The organism is Candidatus Kryptoniota bacterium (assembly GCA_036567965.1).
Taxonomy (GTDB): Bacteria; Bacteroidota; Ignavibacteria; order Kryptoniales; family JAKASW01; genus JAKASW01.
The window spans coordinates 33,652-52,438 of the sequence record DATCTN010000025.1 but is presented as its reverse complement, the minus strand read 5'-3'; the positions used below and the strand labels follow the sequence as shown (position 1 = coordinate 52,438).

General features: G+C 50.1%; 9 protein-coding genes. 7 read left to right on the top strand and 2 right to left on the bottom strand.

The window, feature by feature from the left end; translation table 11 throughout:
• Nucleotides 1-5: 5 nt before the first annotated feature.
• Entirely contained in the window at nt 6-1,424 is a 1,419-nt protein-coding gene (locus VIS48_10345; GenBank protein ID HEY9166548.1) for a glycosyl hydrolase family 18 protein, read from the bottom strand.
• An 8-nt stretch (nt 1,425-1,432) separates the two neighbouring features.
• Nucleotides 1,433-4,639 carry a TonB-dependent receptor gene (locus tag VIS48_10340; protein HEY9166547.1) on the bottom strand — a complete coding sequence of 1,069 codons (3,207 nt, stop codon included), beginning with the start codon at nt 4,637-4,639 and terminating at the stop codon, nt 1,433-1,435.
• Nucleotides 4,640-5,775: 1,136 nt separating this feature from the next.
• Here VIS48_10340 and VIS48_10335 point away from each other — a divergent pair.
• From VIS48_10335 to VIS48_10305, 7 genes are all read left to right on the top strand, one after another.
• Nucleotides 5,776-8,826: a TonB-dependent receptor gene (locus tag VIS48_10335; protein HEY9166546.1), complete on the top strand. Its 3,051-nt coding sequence runs from the start codon at nt 5,776-5,778 to the stop codon at nt 8,824-8,826.
• 106 nt (nt 8,827-8,932) lie between these two features.
• Nucleotides 8,933-11,482, top strand: coding sequence for a T9SS type A sorting domain-containing protein (locus tag VIS48_10330; protein ID HEY9166545.1), 2,550 nt, complete (start codon nt 8,933-8,935; stop codon nt 11,480-11,482).
• A gap of 5 nt (nt 11,483-11,487) precedes the next feature.
• Nucleotides 11,488-12,537: a PorV/PorQ family protein gene (locus VIS48_10325; protein HEY9166544.1), complete on the top strand. Its 1,050-nt coding sequence runs from the start codon at nt 11,488-11,490 to the stop codon at nt 12,535-12,537.
• 58 nt (nt 12,538-12,595) lie between these two features.
• Nucleotides 12,596-13,852 carry an IPT/TIG domain-containing protein gene (locus VIS48_10320; GenBank protein ID HEY9166543.1) on the top strand — a complete coding sequence of 419 codons (1,257 nt, stop codon included), beginning with the start codon at nt 12,596-12,598 and terminating at the stop codon, nt 13,850-13,852.
• A 137-nt stretch (nt 13,853-13,989) separates the two neighbouring features.
• On the top strand, nt 13,990-15,363 hold the full coding sequence (locus VIS48_10315; GenBank protein ID HEY9166542.1) for a T9SS type A sorting domain-containing protein: 1,374 nt from the start codon (nt 13,990-13,992) through the stop codon (nt 15,361-15,363).
• A 335-nt stretch (nt 15,364-15,698) separates the two neighbouring features.
• On the top strand, nt 15,699-18,071 hold the full coding sequence (locus VIS48_10310) for a family 10 glycosylhydrolase (protein ID HEY9166541.1): 2,373 nt from the start codon (nt 15,699-15,701) through the stop codon (nt 18,069-18,071).
• A 78-nt stretch (nt 18,072-18,149) separates the two neighbouring features.
• Nucleotides 18,150-18,782: a hypothetical protein gene (locus VIS48_10305; protein HEY9166540.1), complete on the top strand. Its 633-nt coding sequence runs from the start codon at nt 18,150-18,152 to the stop codon at nt 18,780-18,782.
• Nucleotides 18,783-18,787 lie beyond the last annotated feature (5 nt).

Sequence of the window (18,787 nt, the reverse complement as noted above, 5' to 3'; positions counted from 1 at the left end):
AGAAATTATTTTAAGTAAAGCATCGACTTTGAAAATGATTTTCCGTTTATGGATAGGACATAAAAATAAACACCGCTTGATAGCTTTGTAGCGTCGAACATGACTTCATGCAGTCCGGCATTCTCGATCCGGTTAACGAGGAGTCCGACTTCTCTACCGAGCACGTCATAAATCTTCAAGCCGACATGGCTGTTAGCTGACAGCTTATAGCTGATAACTGTTATCGGATTGAACGGATTGGGAAAATTTTGCAGGGCGCTTGTGCGATCGGGGACGTTCGGTTGAAACACAATTGCAGTTGGTGTATTCAACTTTTTCCAGGTTGTCTCCAGCAAGGGTTGTGAGCCGCTGACATAGTCCAGTCCGAGGCGCCAGATGATCACGCCGCCGAGATTTTTGTTTTTCAAATAGTTGCACTTGAGCGCGATCGAATTCGTATCGTCAAATGTTATGATGTGAGTGCCGGACGCATCGGTGAGGTAGGGGCCCTTCGAGACGTCGTCCCAGTGATAAGTCCAGCCTGAATTCTGGTAGGCGACAGCGTTCGCGTATGACACTGAAGGCGCGGCACCGGTTCGCGGCTTATAGAGCCCGGCTGCCTGGAAATTGTAACCATAGAATGCCAGTCCCATGAAAAGCTTTGATGAAGGTATCGTTGTGCCTTGCAGGAACTGAGTCATCGAGGAATTGATCGAACCCTCGTTATCTGTTGTCGCTCCTGGAGCCGGGTCGTAGAGCGGAGAGACGAAACCTGACACGCTTGTCCACGATCCATAGTAGTCGTACGTCATCACTCCCACCCAGTCCAGAAGGCTGTCAAGTGCGCCAAAATCATACCCGCTTCCGATGTATCCTGGTACAGCGGCACTCAGGGAAAGATTGCGGCCTGCCGAAGCGAGCGAATCGTGAACTGCCCTCATCATGAGTACGAAATTCGCTCTGTCACCGGCTCCCGGGTATTCCCAGTCGATGTCCACTCCGTCATAATCGTACTGGAGGCAAAAATCTTTCAGGTTGCCGGCGAAGTTTGCTCGCGCCGTCGCACCTGCGGCAATAGAAGAGAAACCGTAGCCTTTCCCGTCTCCATACCCACCGACTGTAACTACTACTTTCACATTCGCGGAGTGCGCCGCGGTTATCATTTGGGGATAAAGATAATCGCTCATTGTCGCACCGGGCTCGGGAGAAAGAGTCCCGTCGGAATTCGGGACAATGAACGCGTGGGAAATACATGTGACCTTGTTGAATTCGATTTCCGTGTAGGGAAATGCCGACTTGTCCCAGAAGTAGTAGTATCCGACCACTGCTTTATTCTGCGCCTGCGAGTTGCTGAAAGAGCCGGCGAATACAACCGCGATGATGACGTTGAGTAGCGTCAGATATCTTTGCGCGACTTCGTTTGCCGACGAGCGAAATCTTGTCATTGACAATTTCATAGGTCGACTCTGAATCCGAGAAGTATCCGGCGCGGGTTAAGGAACAGCGGTGCGGTCCACCATCCGATGTTGATATATGACTTGTCGTACTCACCCCACTTGTCGTTTCCCTTCATGCTGCCTGAATTGAATGGAAGATGGAGAGAATTCTTGTAGTTGTTCAACTGATCCAGGGTCATGTTGTCCACATCTAATCGCTTTTCATCCAAAACGTTTTGGACGGTGAGAATCAGCTGCATGTTCAGATTGCTGAATGAGATAGTCTTCGTCAGTCTCAAATCAACATTCGAGTAATCGACTACATCGATCCACTCCCAATCCTTGACCGGAGCACTTCCGTTCCAGAGCATCCTTCCACCCGACTGCCAGTCAAAAAGAATATCGAGGTACCAGCCGCTGATGATCGGGCCCTCATTCGGGGGCGTATGCAGATTAAGATCGACGTGCCCTCTCGGCTTGGGATTGGTCGTGGTGAGATTTGCGGACCGCTGGGCATTTGCGGCTTCAAGCTGGTTTTCATATACGTAAGCCAGACCGCTCTCTCCTGAGCTGAGCAGCATGTAGTCATAATTGGCCCAAAAGGTCACCCAGCTTCCGATATTTCTCTCCAATCTCAGCTCCAAACCTTCGACAATGTTGTAGGCATCCGGTACGTATTGGGTAACTTCGTTCTCGTGATAGTAATCGACATACGTCTGGGGAAGCGGCTGATTTCTGACATCCTTGTAATAGAAAGAAACCGTAGCAAGGAACTGCTGGAGGAAGGACTGTTCATACCCGAATTCATATGAGATTGTCTTACCCATGGCGAGGGCAGGTGATGGTACAGTTGCCGCTGCCGGGTAAAGCGCGAGGTCGTAGAGAAATGAAACCGGAGGGCGCTGATAGAAATGTCCGTAATTGAAATACAATTTGCTGCTCTCGGTAACAGGGAACGAAACGGACAGACGCGGCGAAACCGCAACCTGCGCTTTGTTTGGAGTGGTCGGCCACCCTGGCGGAGATGCGATAAGTCCTTCGTATGCCAGCCATCTCTGGTACGAACCGAACGCGCCGGGGAGATTGGAATAGTAATCATTATAGAGCGCCGAGTACGCCGGTGAGGGTGGATTGGTAATATCAAATCCGTTCCTGTTGGGATTCCAGTAGTCAAATCTCACGCCGAGGTTGGCTATCATTCCTTCAAACTCGAGCTTATCCTGTACATAAGCTCCTCCCGTCAGCGGTTTGGCATCGTAATATTGCCAGAGGTCGGGTGTCCATGATGTTTGTGATTGAAGCCAGGTGCCCGTGTAAACATGGAGATCGGTAAGCTGCATGGATAAACCCGCTTCGAATTCATTGTGCCTGTCGAATTGCCACACGACGTCCCAGTTGAGTTGCGCCTCCCACGTATGCGAAGAGTCGACTCTCTGTTCGCCGCCTGCCAGCTGAAACATCCCGAGCTCGTCCGCGACGAAATTCGTAGAGCCGTTTGGCGTGCCGCCTGCGGGAACCTTCATGATCTTGATAGCGCCGGGCTGCGGCGTCGTATAGACATCGTCGCCGACCATGTAATACCATGCGCTCGTCTGGCTCGTGTCGAGTGAGTACGATGACAATCGGGGTGCATAAGACTGGAAATGCGCGCTTAATGTATAAAAAGCTTCAGGTGAGAGGGTATGTGTGTATTTCAATCCACCGATTATGTATTGCTGGTCATAGAGCTGCATACGGCTGATATTGAAAATTTGCGGGAAGTTTCCGCCGCCGAGGAGAGATGCCTGTTGTATGATGGAGCTCTCTGTGTTTGTCATGAACCCGAAGCTGGACGAGCCTTCCTGAAGCGCGCCTCCGTATGTACTCCCTTGGCCGTTATTCAAAGTGTTTACATTCGCGAACATCCCTTCTATTGTGAGCTTGTCACCAGTAGTAAAATTTGTCGTGAGCTTCAATTGGGTGTTCCAGTCGGCATAATTACTACGATCTCCGAGCGGATATGCAAACTGTGTGTTCTCGTATTTCCCGCCGAGTAGAAAAGTGGTATGTCCGAGGTATTCACCTAAAAGCGGTATGTCTTCACCGGGAAGCGGACCGTTCAGATTTCCTTCGAGATAATAATCGGGTTGAGTCGCTATCGGATATTGCGGGTGCCTGAGTTCCCAGATTTTCATTCTCTGAGTCGAATCAAGCATAGTTTGCGGTGTGAAACCGGCGGGGAACTTTACGTAAGGTGTCGTGTATGTCCCGGTCGAGTATCGGCCCGATTTCTTTGTCGCCCAGCCCTTGAATCCCCAGAACTCCGGAGGGACTGCGAGGCTGTCGGCGTGAGTTTGAATGCCGTGCATCGCGTACTTTCCGGTGAACACCTGGTAGATCATCGACTGATCGCTCCACGGATTTGTACCGAAGAACTTCTGATAATTTCCCGGAGTCATATTGTAGTTCAGAGAGAAACCATACTTTTCGCGGCTGCCGTCTTTTGTCACCGCGTTGACTAATCCTGACTGGATCCCGCCGTACTTTGCCTGAAAGCCGCCGGTCATCACTTGTATTTCCTGAATGGTGGTGGAGTTGAATGACAGATAAGAATTCTCGGATCGCGGGTCCTGAAGCGAGATGTCGTCAAGACGTATATCGGTTTCTCTTATGGCTCCGCCGCGCACGCTCAGTCCATGTCCCTGGTTGTTGTCGACCAGCTCCACACCCTGGAGCTTTCCCATGAATTCGTCAACCCTTGTAACCGCTGCGTAGTCTATCGTTAGGGCATGAATAACTTCTTGCGTGCCCGCGACGTCCGGCTTGATAATGTTTGCCCGGTACACTACTTCCACACCTTGCATCTCGATAGCACTTTGTTCTAACGAGAAATCTACGGTGATGGTCCGGTCGGGTTCGGCTGTCACTCCTCGCTGAACTACAGGAGCGTAGCCCAGCATTCGAGCGGTGACATTATAAGTACCGGGTGAAACGTTCAGGATGACGTAGTAGCCGGTCGCGTCGGTCATTGCACCTAGCCGTTGGTCCAGTTTCACCGGACGGCCCGCAACCCACTGCGAATCGATTATTACGGTGACTCCCGTCAAGCCTTCCCCCGTTTTCGAGTCAACAATTCTGCCGGCTATTTTACCGCTCGCGGCTTGAACCACGTTGATGATCAGGAGAATGAAAGCGAAAGTTGTAGCCCAGAAGGAATTTCGATTAGTGTGAAAAAAACATCTCATGCGATTTCCTCCTTCGCGTAAATGCAAAGTTGACATCTACCCACTTCTGTAATCCTGCACGTCCTGGCGGGAGAGTTGAACGGGATTTCGGGTTTTGATTACATCGGCAGCGATTTGGAGAGATTGTGGTTAGACTTACGCCTGACGGAATTGATCCTGCTAGGGACAGGATACTAGAAGAGGATAACTCTCCTGAATATTTGTTCAGGCCGCGAATACCGCAAACCTCCATGTGTAATCTGATCGCACAACACACACGAGCCGCAAAACCGCAAGCCCGTCATGATCGACGAGTTATGATAATACTCCTGACGAACATTGTCAATATGCAGCCACTCCTGATGCGTGAGTTTACAGGCTCCACATTTACTCAGACTTCGTTCACTCTTGGTGATCTCCAGAGAGAAGAACACATACTTTCATTGACGAGAATCTCAGAAGCGCCCCCACTAGGACTTCTCCTGCCGGAGTGGGGCACAAGCTGTTGTGATTTGTTCTTTCAGAGTCGACGATACCGACATCGGATGTCCGGGAATCCAGGGAATTATAAGTTGAATCATTACTGCTATTGCAGCGGAACAACACCGTAAATCTGATTTCACGAATCTGCACAGAGTGCGTCTAAATTTTTCGCGCGAGTAAACGGCAAAGTGAGACATCGTCAAAATCTCAAATCATTGGTAATAATTGCTGTATTGCTGTTTCCACATTCTTCCATGAGCTGAGGAGGCGTAAACGCATTGAACGACCACATAATTCTGTTCGTCGGATTGACGTTCGCGGATTGCGGACTGTAAAAAAGGGGATTCACAAAATCATACCGGTTCAAAAATATGATTTCACTTGGGGGATCGCGGAAATCTATGGTTAACATGGAACCCGCGATGATTCCGCAGACTCCTCGTTCAAGCAAGAAACAATTATTCTCTGCGCGAAATTTCTCAAACAAATAGATTTGAATTTTCAAGCAGTCGACTTGACATAATCACTATTAGTATTGATATTTCAACACATCCAAGAACAGGAGGAAAGATCGAGTAGTGTTTACTGATTCTGTCCTTCACGGAGTAATATCCGCCCACCAGAATTGCATCAATCCAAAGACACTGCCTGACTCTAAATAGGAGTGTAGTTATATGAGTAAGCTCGCAACATGCTGTCTGTTCATTCTCACATTCGCTGCGATGACTTTTGCGCAGACCACCGGCAAGATTTCAGGAACGGTGACCGACGCGGCGACGGGTGAAAAACTTGTAGGTGTTACCGTCTTGGTTGAGGGAACGACCCTCGGCTCCTCGACTGACCTGAACGGATATTTCGTAATATTAAATCTGACGCCGGGTACATATCGCCTGAGAGCATCTATTGTCGGTTATGCTCCTCTGATACTTGAGGATGTCCGCGTTGCGATCGATCAGACGACTCAGGCGGATTTCAAGATGACCGAGACCACGATCTCGACCAAGGAAGTGGTTGTCGTCGCATCGAGGCCGGTCATCCAGAAGGACGTTTCGGCGAGTACGACAAACATCTCACCCGCTGAAGTGGCGTCGATACCTACTGTCAGTGTCGCAGGCGCGGTTCTATTGCAGGCCGGTGTTCAAAGCAACAACAGCGGTCTAGTGATTCGCGGCGCGGGAAGCGACCAGACCGCTTTCATGGTGGATGGTTTCACGCTGCGCGACGAGCGGAACAATTGGGCATACACCACCATAAGTCTGACGTCCGTGAAAGATATCCAGATCCAGACGGGCGGGTTCAATGCCGAGTATGGCGACATCAGGTCCGGCGTCGTAAACGTCACGACGAACAATGGGAGCACGGATCACTACACGATCAGTGTCCTTGCACGAATTGCTCCACCTCAGGCACAGAATTTCGGCGGGCCGTTGAATGGATTCAACACCTATTTCGTAAGACCATATGTTGACCCCGCCGTGGCGTATTATGGTACAAACGACGGCGCATGGAACGCAGCCACACAGTCGCAATATCCGGGATTCGACGGGTGGATTGCCGAATCTCAGAAATCGCTTGCGTCGGGGGACTCGAGTCAGTTCTTGACTCCCACCGCTGCTCAAAGAGTTTGGGAATGGGTGCATCGGAAGGACTTCAGTGTACTGAAGCCCAACTATAATATCGATGCGAGCTTCGGCGGACCATTCCCCGTCATAAGCAAGCAGCTTGGCAACCTTCGTTTCTGGGGATCTTACGTTTCGCAGCAGTCGATGTATATGATCCCTCTCACGACGGACGCTTACCGGAACTACAACGGTTCGTTGAAGTTGACGTCGGATGTGGGCCCCGGGATGGAACTCTATCTCGAAGGAATGCTGGGAGAGCAGACCGGCACTACATATACCAGGAACGGGCAGCCCGGAATTTTTCAAAACAGTGGACAGATTGCGGACTATTTATCTTCATTGGGACCTCTTGGAGGATCGTACATCGACACAAGAATGTTCACCGACTGGTATTGGAATCCAAGTCGGGTCGATTTCAACTTGCTCGGTGCAAAGCTTTCTCACGTAATCAGTCCCTCGACTTTTTATGAGATAAACGTTCGCGAGACAGGGACTCAATACCACACGTCTATCCCCGCCGACAGGAGTACTACTCCAAGCCCGACCTTCGGGAATTATTTCTCTTTTGCAAATCAATTCCCATTCGGGTACTACCCCAAAGCGCCGTCTTACGCATCTTACCTGAGCAGTTTCAATAATAATGGACTGGGAATGAGCGATTCACGCGACACAAGTGTGATCGCGGTGTATAATGTGAAATTCGATTTGACAAGCCAGGTCGACGAACATAACCAGATTAAGACAGGTCTGGAGTATAACTATACCGACAACAACATCAATTACGGACTGATAGACTCCGCTTTGACTTCTGATAACAACTGGTCGCATTGGCACACATTTCCTGTTCGTGCGTCTGCATATCTGCAAGACAAATTAGAGTTCGAAGGCATGATTGCTAACCTGGGAGTTAGAGTTGATATGTCCCACGCCGGTGGCCAATGGTACAATACCAGTGATGCGTATTCCCCGATCTTTTCCGGCGCAGATCAGGTAGGGCTTGACACCGTCTCAAAGAAATCGACCAAGTACCTTGTAGAAGTCGAACCTCGCCTGGGGATATCCTTCCCGGTGACCGAGAACTCAAAATTATACTTCAACTACGGTCATTTCTATTCTATGCCCACGGCTGATGATCTATACATGATTCGCAGACTGCTGGGTACAGATAACGTCACTCTCGTTGCCGATCCGAACGCTCCTCTTCCGCGGACGATTCAATACGAATTAGGCTTCGAGCAAAGTCTTTTCGACAAATACTTGATACACATCGCCGGGTACTACAAAGATGTCTCCGATGAGAGGACAACAACGACGTTCGTCAGTTCAAACAGTCTGGTTAACTACTCGCTCTATACGAGCAACTACTACGAGGATATCAGAGGCTTCGAGATTACCCTTTCGAAGAATACGGGAGACTGGTTCCGGGGCTTTGTAAACTATACCTACATGGTGTCCAGTAACGGCCAGTTCGGATACGCTTATCAGTTTCAGAGTCCGGCCGACCAGCGGACTTATGATTTAAATAATTATACCGACCTTTACCAGACGAAGCCTATTCCGCAGCCGTATGCGAGATTAAATCTGGATTTCTTCACGCCGAACTGGTTGGGTCCGGACTGGAGCGGAATCAAGGTGCTGGCGGATTGGCACATCAATTTACTCGGCAATTGGTCTGCGGGACCATGGTTCACCTGGTCCGGCGGCGAAACCATCCCCGGCATCCAGAATAACGTCGAATGGAAAGACTACCTTGACTTTGATCTGAGAATCACCCGCGGGTTCCATTTTTATGGCGTCGATATGGAGCTGTTTGCCGATATTTATAATATCTTCAATTACAAGTACATGTCCTACGACGATGGATTTGGTCCTAACGCGTTAGATTACAAGGCTTACATGGAATCTCTACACCTTCCTTCTTCGGTCGCCGGAGACGCAACGCATCAGGTTTTTGGTTACATAAACACGCCGGGAAATGACACGCCGGGGGATTATCAGTCGTCGAGCAAACCGTACATCAAAATGCCGTATCTCTGGCAGCTGGCTATGCTCAATCCGAGAACATTTTATTATGGAATCAGATTCACTTATGACATACCGTAAATCATCCTATGAAGCCACAACTCACCTTCTTGATGAAGACAAGCGTGTCGTTTATGCTTCGAGGTGAGCCGCAGTTGCTTCTCTGCAAAAGAACTATGAGGAAGAAATGAAATTGAACATTGAGACGGAAGAATACTTCGAATTACCGAAGTCGGGTTCTCCGAATAGACTCCTTCCGAAGGAGTTGGGGCTTTGGACTTTTCTTGGGAGCATTATCTTCACGCTTCTTGTCATGGGGGGATCTGCCCGCGCTCAATATGCAATAAAGTGGATGGACATAGGATCATTTCAGAGCTTTTATGCGAGTGCAGGCAGCGAGTATGAAGAACAGAGAGTTTTGGTACAGCAGGATGGCGATCGCTGGCCGGCGATTTATCCCAACCAAGATATGGAGGCGGCTAAGGGTATATGGATTGGGGTTAGAAACTGGACCGATCCGAAAGACCACTCGTTCTGGCCATATAAGGTTGTCCATTTTGGACCCAGGCCTGATGGCGATGCGTCCGAGTTCGTTCCTCAAGCGCTGACAACGACAGACAGATTTGCGCTACCGCAAGTTTTTGTTGATGGAAATCCCTCATACAATATTCCGCCCGACGAAGACAATACGAATCCGAACTTGAAGGAAGATCGCCTGATATTTGACAGCGTGCAAACATATATCGGTCTCACCATGGTGAGGAAGATGATCGGGTTTAGCCAGCAGTTCCACGATAATTACGTGATCTACGACTACACATTCACGAACACTTCTAACCAGCCACTAGACAGCATACGCCTTCTGTACGAATACAGGTACGCGGTTTGCGCGGATACCCGGTATATAGTCGGAACAAACTCCTCGGGATGGGGAATAAATAATGACGCCGACGTGCGGGGCGATTTCCCGAGTCCAGCAACAACATTTTTTGGCGGGCAGGTATTGAAAAATGAGCCGGTAAATAAATACGACAACATCAGGGCGATTTACTCGTGGCAGGGGAACTACAAGAGTAGCAGTTATGATTTCTCAGTGCCAGGGATGCCTGGGTTGGGAAACGGCGCGCCGACGAGCGACAATATAGGAGGGCCTATCTGGTTAAACGCCTTCGCTCAACCCGGTCCGCCGGCAGGAGACACTCTTGGCAGATTGGGGGGGGCTCAATTCATCGGAGTTGCGACTATACATGCAGATAAATCGGCCGCTGACACGACGGACGATCCAGGTGAGCCGAGCACAACCGCTTACTACAGTTCAGATGATGCTTTCAATCAAAGCAACAGCATCAGCCAGTTCAATGGTTCGATAATGCAGACCGACTACCAAATGATGTCTCTAGGTCAGGATGTTGGCTGGCTCAATGGGGCTGTGAGCTGGTCCGGACAGCGGATGGCTGACAAAGTGGGAGTTTACGGCGATCCATCAATAGGTACGACCGGCGGAATGTCTGTCGGGAACGGTTACGGCCCATATAATCTTGCTCCCGGACAGAGTTTCCACATCGTAATGGTCGAAGCAGCAGCCGGCCTGAGTCGCGAAGCATGTATCAGGATCGGACGCGAGTTCAAGCTTGGTCAGATTACCCCGGCTCAGAAGGACGATTCGGTTTACACCGGCAGGGATTCGCTTTTCCAGACATTCCAAAGAGCAATGGCGAATTATCATTCGGGATATAGCTTGCCTGAGGCGCCGCTGCCACCGTCGAACTTCACAGTTACATCGGGCGGTGACAAAATACTTCTCTCATGGACACCTCCGGTAGGCGGCGCAACCATTACGCAGTTCAACGTCTACCGCGCACAAGGATTGGTCGATAGCACTTATTATCTGATTTACCAGGGCTCGCCGAACTCGACGAGTTATGACGACGTAACTCCGGTTCGCGGCATCGACTATTACTACTACATCACTTCTGTGGGCGATCCCGCAGACAACAACGGCGGGGCCGATACACCTGCCGGAGTGGCGCTGGAAAGTGGACGGTACTACACCCAGACATTTGACCCTGCAAAATTGTTGCGGCCCGGAGTGCCTGAGCCGGTGAAAGTTGTCTTCACGATCGACTCAACGCACAGCAAAATAATGACCGGTCTGCCTACGTACGCGGTTTATACCTCCGGCGCCAGCATCTATACTGTCCAATCCGCGAGTCTGACGTTCCTGGATTCTATAAAAACCAGCACGATAGCGAGAATAGATACGGTGAATGGGCAACCAGATACAACTTATAAATACCTGTTCAACTACACCGGGTCAGTCCGATGTACGGGGACTGCCGCCCCACCGAGCGTTGGCCAACTTGTACTTTCAGGTACAGAGGGACCGGATACTCTCTTCTTCTCAGTCAATCAGAGCCAGCAAGCCCGCATCGGTCTGAGCGATATCATCAGGGTGGTTCCGAATCCATACAATATTTCCGCCGACCAGAACAAACTGCTGTATCCCGGCGAGCCGAACCAGATCGGCTTCTTGAACATACCCCCGATCTGTACGATCAAGATTTACACTGAGCTGGGGCAGCTGATAAAGTCGATCCAGCATAGTAACGGAAGCGGCGATGAATACTGGAACTTGACGACGTCTTCCAATCAGATCGTGGTGAGCGGTGTTTACATAGTCGTCTTTCAAACGCCGCAAGGGCAGACCGCAATAAAGAAATTCGTAGTCATTAGGTGACCCACATGAAAATGGAAACTGAAATGAGAAAATGCCAGCTCCTTCTTTCAAAAGCGGGAATCGCGTTTTGTGTCTTGTTGCTGCTCCAATTTTCGGTAACCATAGCTACCGCGCAGCAGAAGTTGGCGCAATCAGGAATGGACTTCCTAAACGTCGCCACTGATCCCCGTATGGAAAGCATGGGAGAAACTGCGACATCGCTCGACGGCAATTCGACAGCAATGTTTTTCAACACCGCCAGCATGGCAAGACTTGAGAATGCGGTGTCTCTCTCCGTTGGGCAGGTACAGTGGATTGCGGACATCAAACATTTTTATGCCAGTGCGGCGTTCAGCCCGTCCCACGGCGATTACGGCGTCATCGGCCTTTATTTCAGATCTGTCAACTATGGTCAAATGGACGAGACGGTACTTGCGAGCAACGCTAACGGATACGCGGATCTTGGCACCTTCTCACCGACAGCGTATTCCGTGGGGATCGGTTATGCTAAAGCGTTGAGCGATAAGTTTGCTGTAGGCGGCGACGTGAACTATGTGAACCAGGACCTCGGCTCGAGCGTGACGAGCATTAGCACGAGTGGAGGTTATGTCACTTCGAGGTCAAAACTCAACATTGTCTCCTTCGACTTCGGCATGATTTACAAAACCGGATACAAGAGCCTTGCCTTCGGAATGGACGTGAGAAATTTTTCGCGCCAGCTCAAATACGTCCAGGAGAGCTTCGATCTGCCTCTTATCTTCAAGATCGGGATTTCCATGAACGTTCTGGACAATTGGGACATCGACAGTAAAACGCAGTCGCTGATTGTGGCGGTCGATGCCTCTCACCCGAGAGACTATCCTGAGCAGGTCAATGTCGGGGCCGAGTATACTTTCTTGCAGATGATATCGCTCCGTGCAGGATATATGTTTAATAATGATGTTTATGGAGTCAGCGGCGGTGTGGGATTGCATAAGGATATCGCGGGAGTGAATCTTGGTATAGATTATTCATGGACTCCTTTTACAGGCGGTTTTGCAGATGTACAAAGACTCTCTTTTGAAGTCGCCTATTGAGACCGAGAACATCGAGACGATTCTTCGTGTCTAAATTAAATTTGCCGAGGAACATAAGATGAAAAAAGTTTTTAAAATTTTTGCCGGGTCAGCAGCTTTCCTCACTCTTGCCTCCCTGCTGATGAATCTAAACGGCTGTAAGCCACAAGAGAGTCCAAGTATTTATGATCCCAACTGGAAAAGCTTACCGCAGCCGGTCGTTGACAGTCTTTCTCCTGCAGGGAGTGCGCTGGCAGGTCTTGATACGGTTGCGATCTACGGGAAGAATTTTTCGCCTGCCAGGGACAGTGACGGTGTGTACTTCAATTCCACTCTCATGAACGGTGCATCCATAATAAGTGCCTCTGCGAACAAACTCCTCGTGAAGGCACCTGCGCTTTCCGGTGATAGCATACGCATCAGAGTCTACGTGCTCGGTGCAGTGAATTTCAGCTCTACTGTGACTTACAAATTGCTCGCGGCAATCTCCCCATTCGGCAAGCTGTTGATCGGCGAGACGGCGAATGGCATATCTGCCGGAAGTGATACGAATCTGTATGTGTCCATTTCCAATCCTACACTCCCCGGTACCAAAGATGAAGGCATATTCAGGTTTACGTCGGATGGAATGAGGTTCCCTTATGCCCTGCCGCTTAGCCTTAACTTGTCCTGGACCGACCTCAAATTTGGTCCCAGCGGGTACCTGTATGCGGCTAAGGGAGCCAAGGCGGTCTACAGGTTTAGCCCTGGAGGTGGAACCGCCCCTCAGCTATGGGCGGCCAAGAACGTAGGGAATCTTTCCGTGATGGACTTCGATCCCGACCACAACATGTGGGCCGGAGGGAATAACAAGAGCATATATCGAATAAATCCGGACACGGGTGTTGCTGCCTTTGCTTTCAACGGAAACGTCCACAGCATTCGTTACTTCGACGGTTATCTTTACTTTGCAGCCACGAATGTTATCATAGGTGGGGATACAAACGTTAGGGGTCAGGTCTACAGAGCCCCGGTATCAACGGGTTCACTAGGTACCCCCGAGCTGTATTTCGATCTTTCGACGGATCCATCGGGTGGCTCGACCATTTATGCCATTACTTTCTCCGCCGATCGTGATATGTACGCCGGGGTGGACTCATCGGATTACCTGATAGTCGTTCACCCAAATGGACAGTTTCAACGAACTTATTCGCTATATGCGGCGAGCGGGGCACTTAATTCTCCATGCAAGTCTTTTGCCTGGATCGGGACCGATCTTTACACGACAACGGCTTCCGGCGAAATGATCAGAATCCTGGTTCGGAAGCCAGGTGCTCCTTATTACGGACTTCAGTAAACAACTGTTCAACTGTTTTATTAATGTTTTGGCGTTGATGGGAGGTGGTGCAGACCAGACATTGAGTTTTAGGATTTCGGACAAAACCTTGTCCGGTATATTTGTCTAAACAAACAGATTTCTTAAGGAGGTACAAAATGGTAAGAAGACTTGTGTTTCTACTTGGTTTGGTAATGGTGGTGGGCTTCGGCTCAGCCGATGCACAATGGACATTCACCAAGGTATTTCCCGACAACAGCTTTAACCCAACTCCCATCAGCGGAAGCGGCATAAACAATTGCATCACCGTTGATCCGATGGGTAGAATCTGGATGGCATCGTACAGGTATGCTGACAGCCTAATGCGAAGTGATGGGACCAAAATTCCGGTGGAGAGAATCTATTGTTATAACCCGGACGGTTCGCAGGCATCTTTCTCGCCCATGTCGGTTCTACAGAGTAAGGATGGAACCATAAAGGATACGCTCAGCGCCGTTACCATGAGTGGTTCCTACACATATGGGATGACAACCGGTCCAGATGGGAATATATTCTTTGCTGGGACCAGTTACTGGCTCTACGAGATAGATTATCATGACGGGACAGAAATAGCAAAAATCAAGAATCCAATCCCGGGTTATGCAAGCTCGATAACTACTCCGATGCTGGACGCAGCAGGAGATGTCTTCCTAACCTCAGTGTCACCGACGTATACTGTCGGCCCGATAGCCCTTGCGTCTGACTTCTCTTCAGTTATCACTTCGGTTGACACGAGTATGTGGGGTTTTTATAGCCGGAACGTATCGGTTACTTCGGACGGGAACGATGTCTTTGTTCACCACATTGCGCAGGGAACATTCCATTACCATTCAGGCAGTGGTTCCCTCGGACCGTATGCTCTCGCCGACACCGTATTCGACAGTCTGGTTGTTGAGAGTTCAGCATGGCAGCCTGGAACCGGACGGTTGTGGGTAAGCTCGGGCAACGTCACCAGCGGAATGCCTGGTGCGCCCTACAGTGGATACGCCTGGTACGGGTTCGACATGACCAATCCATCCCACCCCGTGTTGAAGGACAGCCTTCTTTGGTATGGAGCCACCGGTCTTTCCGGTGACAGCATTAAGAACGATCCGAGGCCGAGAGGTATCGCGTTTAGCGTAACTGGCGACACCGCTTACGTTGCGGCTTTCAACGTTAGCGGACCCGGAGCGGTTGAGATGTTCACTGGGCCGGCAACCGCGGTGAACGAGCCGCCTCATGGTCCTTCCTCGTATTCTCTGTCGCAGAACTATCCAAACCCGTTCAACCCCTCGACAAAGATCGATTTCACTCTCAAGTCGAACACGAAAGTGACTTTGAAAGTGTATGATATTCTCGGAAGAGAAGTGACAACACTCGTTAATGGCAGACTTACGGCCGGAGAACATTCCGCGACGTTCAATGCCAGCAATCTTGCATCCGGAGTCTACATCTATTCGCTTGTGACGTCGGACGGCTTCAAGATCACGAAGAAAATGATCCTGATGAAGTAAGATTCTCTTCGTGTTTCCCCAATCCCCTTCTCGAATTTTTTCGAGAAGGGGAGTTCCGGGGCTGAGTGTTTGATTTATGTCTGCCTGACGAAGGGGACTATGGGGGGCAGGCATGTTGTACGTAATAGTGTGGGACAGAAGATCGAGTAGTGTTTACAGGTCTTTTGAAGTTCTACAGTAACAATAAAGATCCTGCCTAACGCAATCTCAACCTAAGGTCGCCGCATTCTAATTGAAAGGATGTTAACCATGAGAGAGTTCCTATCTTAGCTTCAAAGATATTCTCCGGGTTCACTCGAGAAATTAGTTGATGACATCAGCACGGAGAGCAAGAGATGAGATACTTTTTACTCCTTCTGGTATTTGTTCAATCAGCACTCGTGAGCGTTTCGTGCGCGCAGCTTGCGTCACTGCCGAAACGGGAAATGCGCGCCGCGTGGATCGCTACCGTAACGGATATCGACTGGCCTTCACAACCCGGCTTGCCGCCCTTCCAACAGCAGGTAGAACTGACATCCATCCTCGACCAGTTGAAGTCCATGGGAATCAATGCGGTGTTTTTTCAAATACGATCGGAATGCGATGCCATGTACGCGTCGAATATCGAACCGTGGTCATACTGGCTCACGGGAAAACAGGGAATGGCTCCCAGTCCGTTTTATGATCCGCTCCAGTTCGCCGTACAGGAGGCGCATAAACGTGGAATGGAATTGCACGCGTGGTTCAACCCCTACAGGGCTCTCCGTGATACGACTCAATCATATGATTCACCCGCGCCCAATCACGTGACGGTAGAACATCCCGACTGGATCCTCCTCTCCGGACCGACGAAGTATCTCAACCCCGGACTTCCTCAAGTGAGAGATTACATTACATCCGTTTTCATGGATGTCGCCAGAAGGTACGGAGTCGACGGGATTCATATGGACGATTACTTTTATCCGTATCCTCCCACGCAGATAACGTACCAGGATACTGCAACGTTCAGGATATACAAACGCGGATTCACCGACATCAATTCCTGGCGGCGTGACAATATCAATCTGCTCGTCAAAGAAATTCATGACAGCTTGAAGACATTTAATCCGCAAATTAAATGGGGGATTTCACCGTTCGGTATCTGGAAGGACGGCGTGCCGACCGGAACCACCGGACTCGACCAGTACAGTACAATCTACTCTGATCCGATGGCGTGGCTGGATTCGAAAACCGTCGATTATATTGTACCGCAACTCTACTGGCCGAATGGTGGCGGACAGGATTACGCCAAGCTCATGCCGTGGTGGGCGGATTCAACCGCTTCGAATGGAAGACAGCTTTACATCGGGCAGGGTGCTTACCGCATCCCGAATTGGACCGCCGGCGAAATGGAGAGACAGATTACTCAAAACAGAACGAATGGAAAAGTGGCAGGAAGCATTTTCTTCAGCTCCAGCAGTCTTACTGACAACCTCGGGGATATTATCGATTCGCTGTCTAAGGTCTACTACCGATTCCCTTCACTGGTGCCGCAAATGGCGTGGAAAGACACCACGCCTCCGAACTCTCCCTCGAATTTGACTTACTCGCAAGTTACCGGAATGCCGGCACTCTTAAACTGGAACACTCCTTCTCAGACTGCTGGTGGAGACACGGCGGCAAGATATGTACTCTACAAGTTCCCCAACTCCGGGGCGGCGTCCTCCGATTTTGACAACTCGTCCAACATCATCCTTGTGACGGGTGCAACATCTGCGAATCCTCCTCTGCCCGCCGGAACCGGACCTATCTACTACTCCGTTACCGCTGTCGACGAAAACAACGATGAAAGCTCGCCCACTTCAATTTTGCGGATCGATGCTCCAACTGCTCCCCTCCTCGCTCAACCGGCCGGCGGATTTAACTACGCGAGAGACACGACCCGGTTGATCTGGAACTCTCCAGGGGTTGTGGCATCTTATAATGTTCAGGTCTCGTCCGATCCCTCCTTCTCAAGCGGTATCGCTGTAAACAGTTCTGTTCCAGGCGATACGAGCATGGCGGTCACGGGACTCAAAGGACTTCAGAAATACTACTGGCACGTGAACGCCGCGAATGCCGGTGGGACAGGTGCATATTCGACTTCTCGGGATTTTACAACGGCGTTTCCCCTCGTCCCTGTGCTAGCTTCGCCGGCGCCGGCGTCTGTTGATGTCTCTCTTGTCCCCATGTTTACCTGGAACAGAGCAGACAGCGCAAAGAATTATCGCTTTCAGCTTACGAAGGGAGCTCTCTTCGTTCCGCCGCTTGTAATCGACACAACAATCGCAGATACTGTTTATACTGACACGGACTCGCTTAAACCTGTGACTATATATGCATGGAGAGTCAGCGCAGGAAACAATTACGGGTTCAGCAATTTCAGCAGCTCAATCAATTTCCGTACAACCAACATGACGCTGGTCGCCGGTGCCCGGACAATGCCGACGCAGTTTGTACTTTACCAGAACTATCCCAATCCGTTTAATCCGGCCACGACAATCTCTTTTGCGATTCCCCAGAGCGAGCGTGTTTCACTCACAGTCTACGACATACTCGGAAGAACAGTCGGAATACTCATGAATCGCCAGCTTCAGCCCGGTACGTACAACGCTACATTCGACGGAAGATTTCTTCCCAGCGGCGTGTATATCTGCAGGCTCGTCGCCGGTCAGAACGTAGCTTATATCAAACTCCTCCTGCTTAAATGATTTATTGGGATCAGGATATCGAATGAACATGGTGCCGGAGTATCTGATCCGGGAAGATCAACCTATGAGGCAATTGAAATGAAACGAGGAATGAGTTACGGCGTGATCGTCGGCGCACTTCTGATTCTGTCCGGAAGTCGGATCGAAGCGCAGAATAATCAGTTGGACAACCGACAGCACAATAAATATGTGAGTCCGGCGGGACATTTCAGTTTGCAGTACGAGGGGACTCTGGATGAGCATAACGGGAACGAATGTGCGATCAGACTTCCGTCTTCATCGAAAGGTGATATCGACCGGGCGTACGTTCGCGTTTTTGTCGGGCAACGGCCGTTCGTTTATCTTCCCGGGACTTACGGCGGCAGTTATTACTTCGACAACAAAAGCGGCGACAGGATGATGTCCAACCGCGTCGCCGGAGACTCGCTGATCGTTAATGGCTTGAAGTTCGCCCGCGACTATTGGGCTGTTTACGCGGGACACGGAGAATGGGAGACCGTTATCAACTGCTATGCGTACGATGATGGTCAATGCTATGTCGTTTCGCTTGAGCACGATTCGAGAATCGGTATGCCGGGTGAAATCGTTAACGGCATCAAAATTACCAGGGATCAACTGAGGAATAAGTTGGTGAATGAAATGCGCGACACTACATCTATGTATGTGAAAAGTTTTAGCGGGATTCTCGGCTCGTTTTCAGTTTCGAAATGACTCTT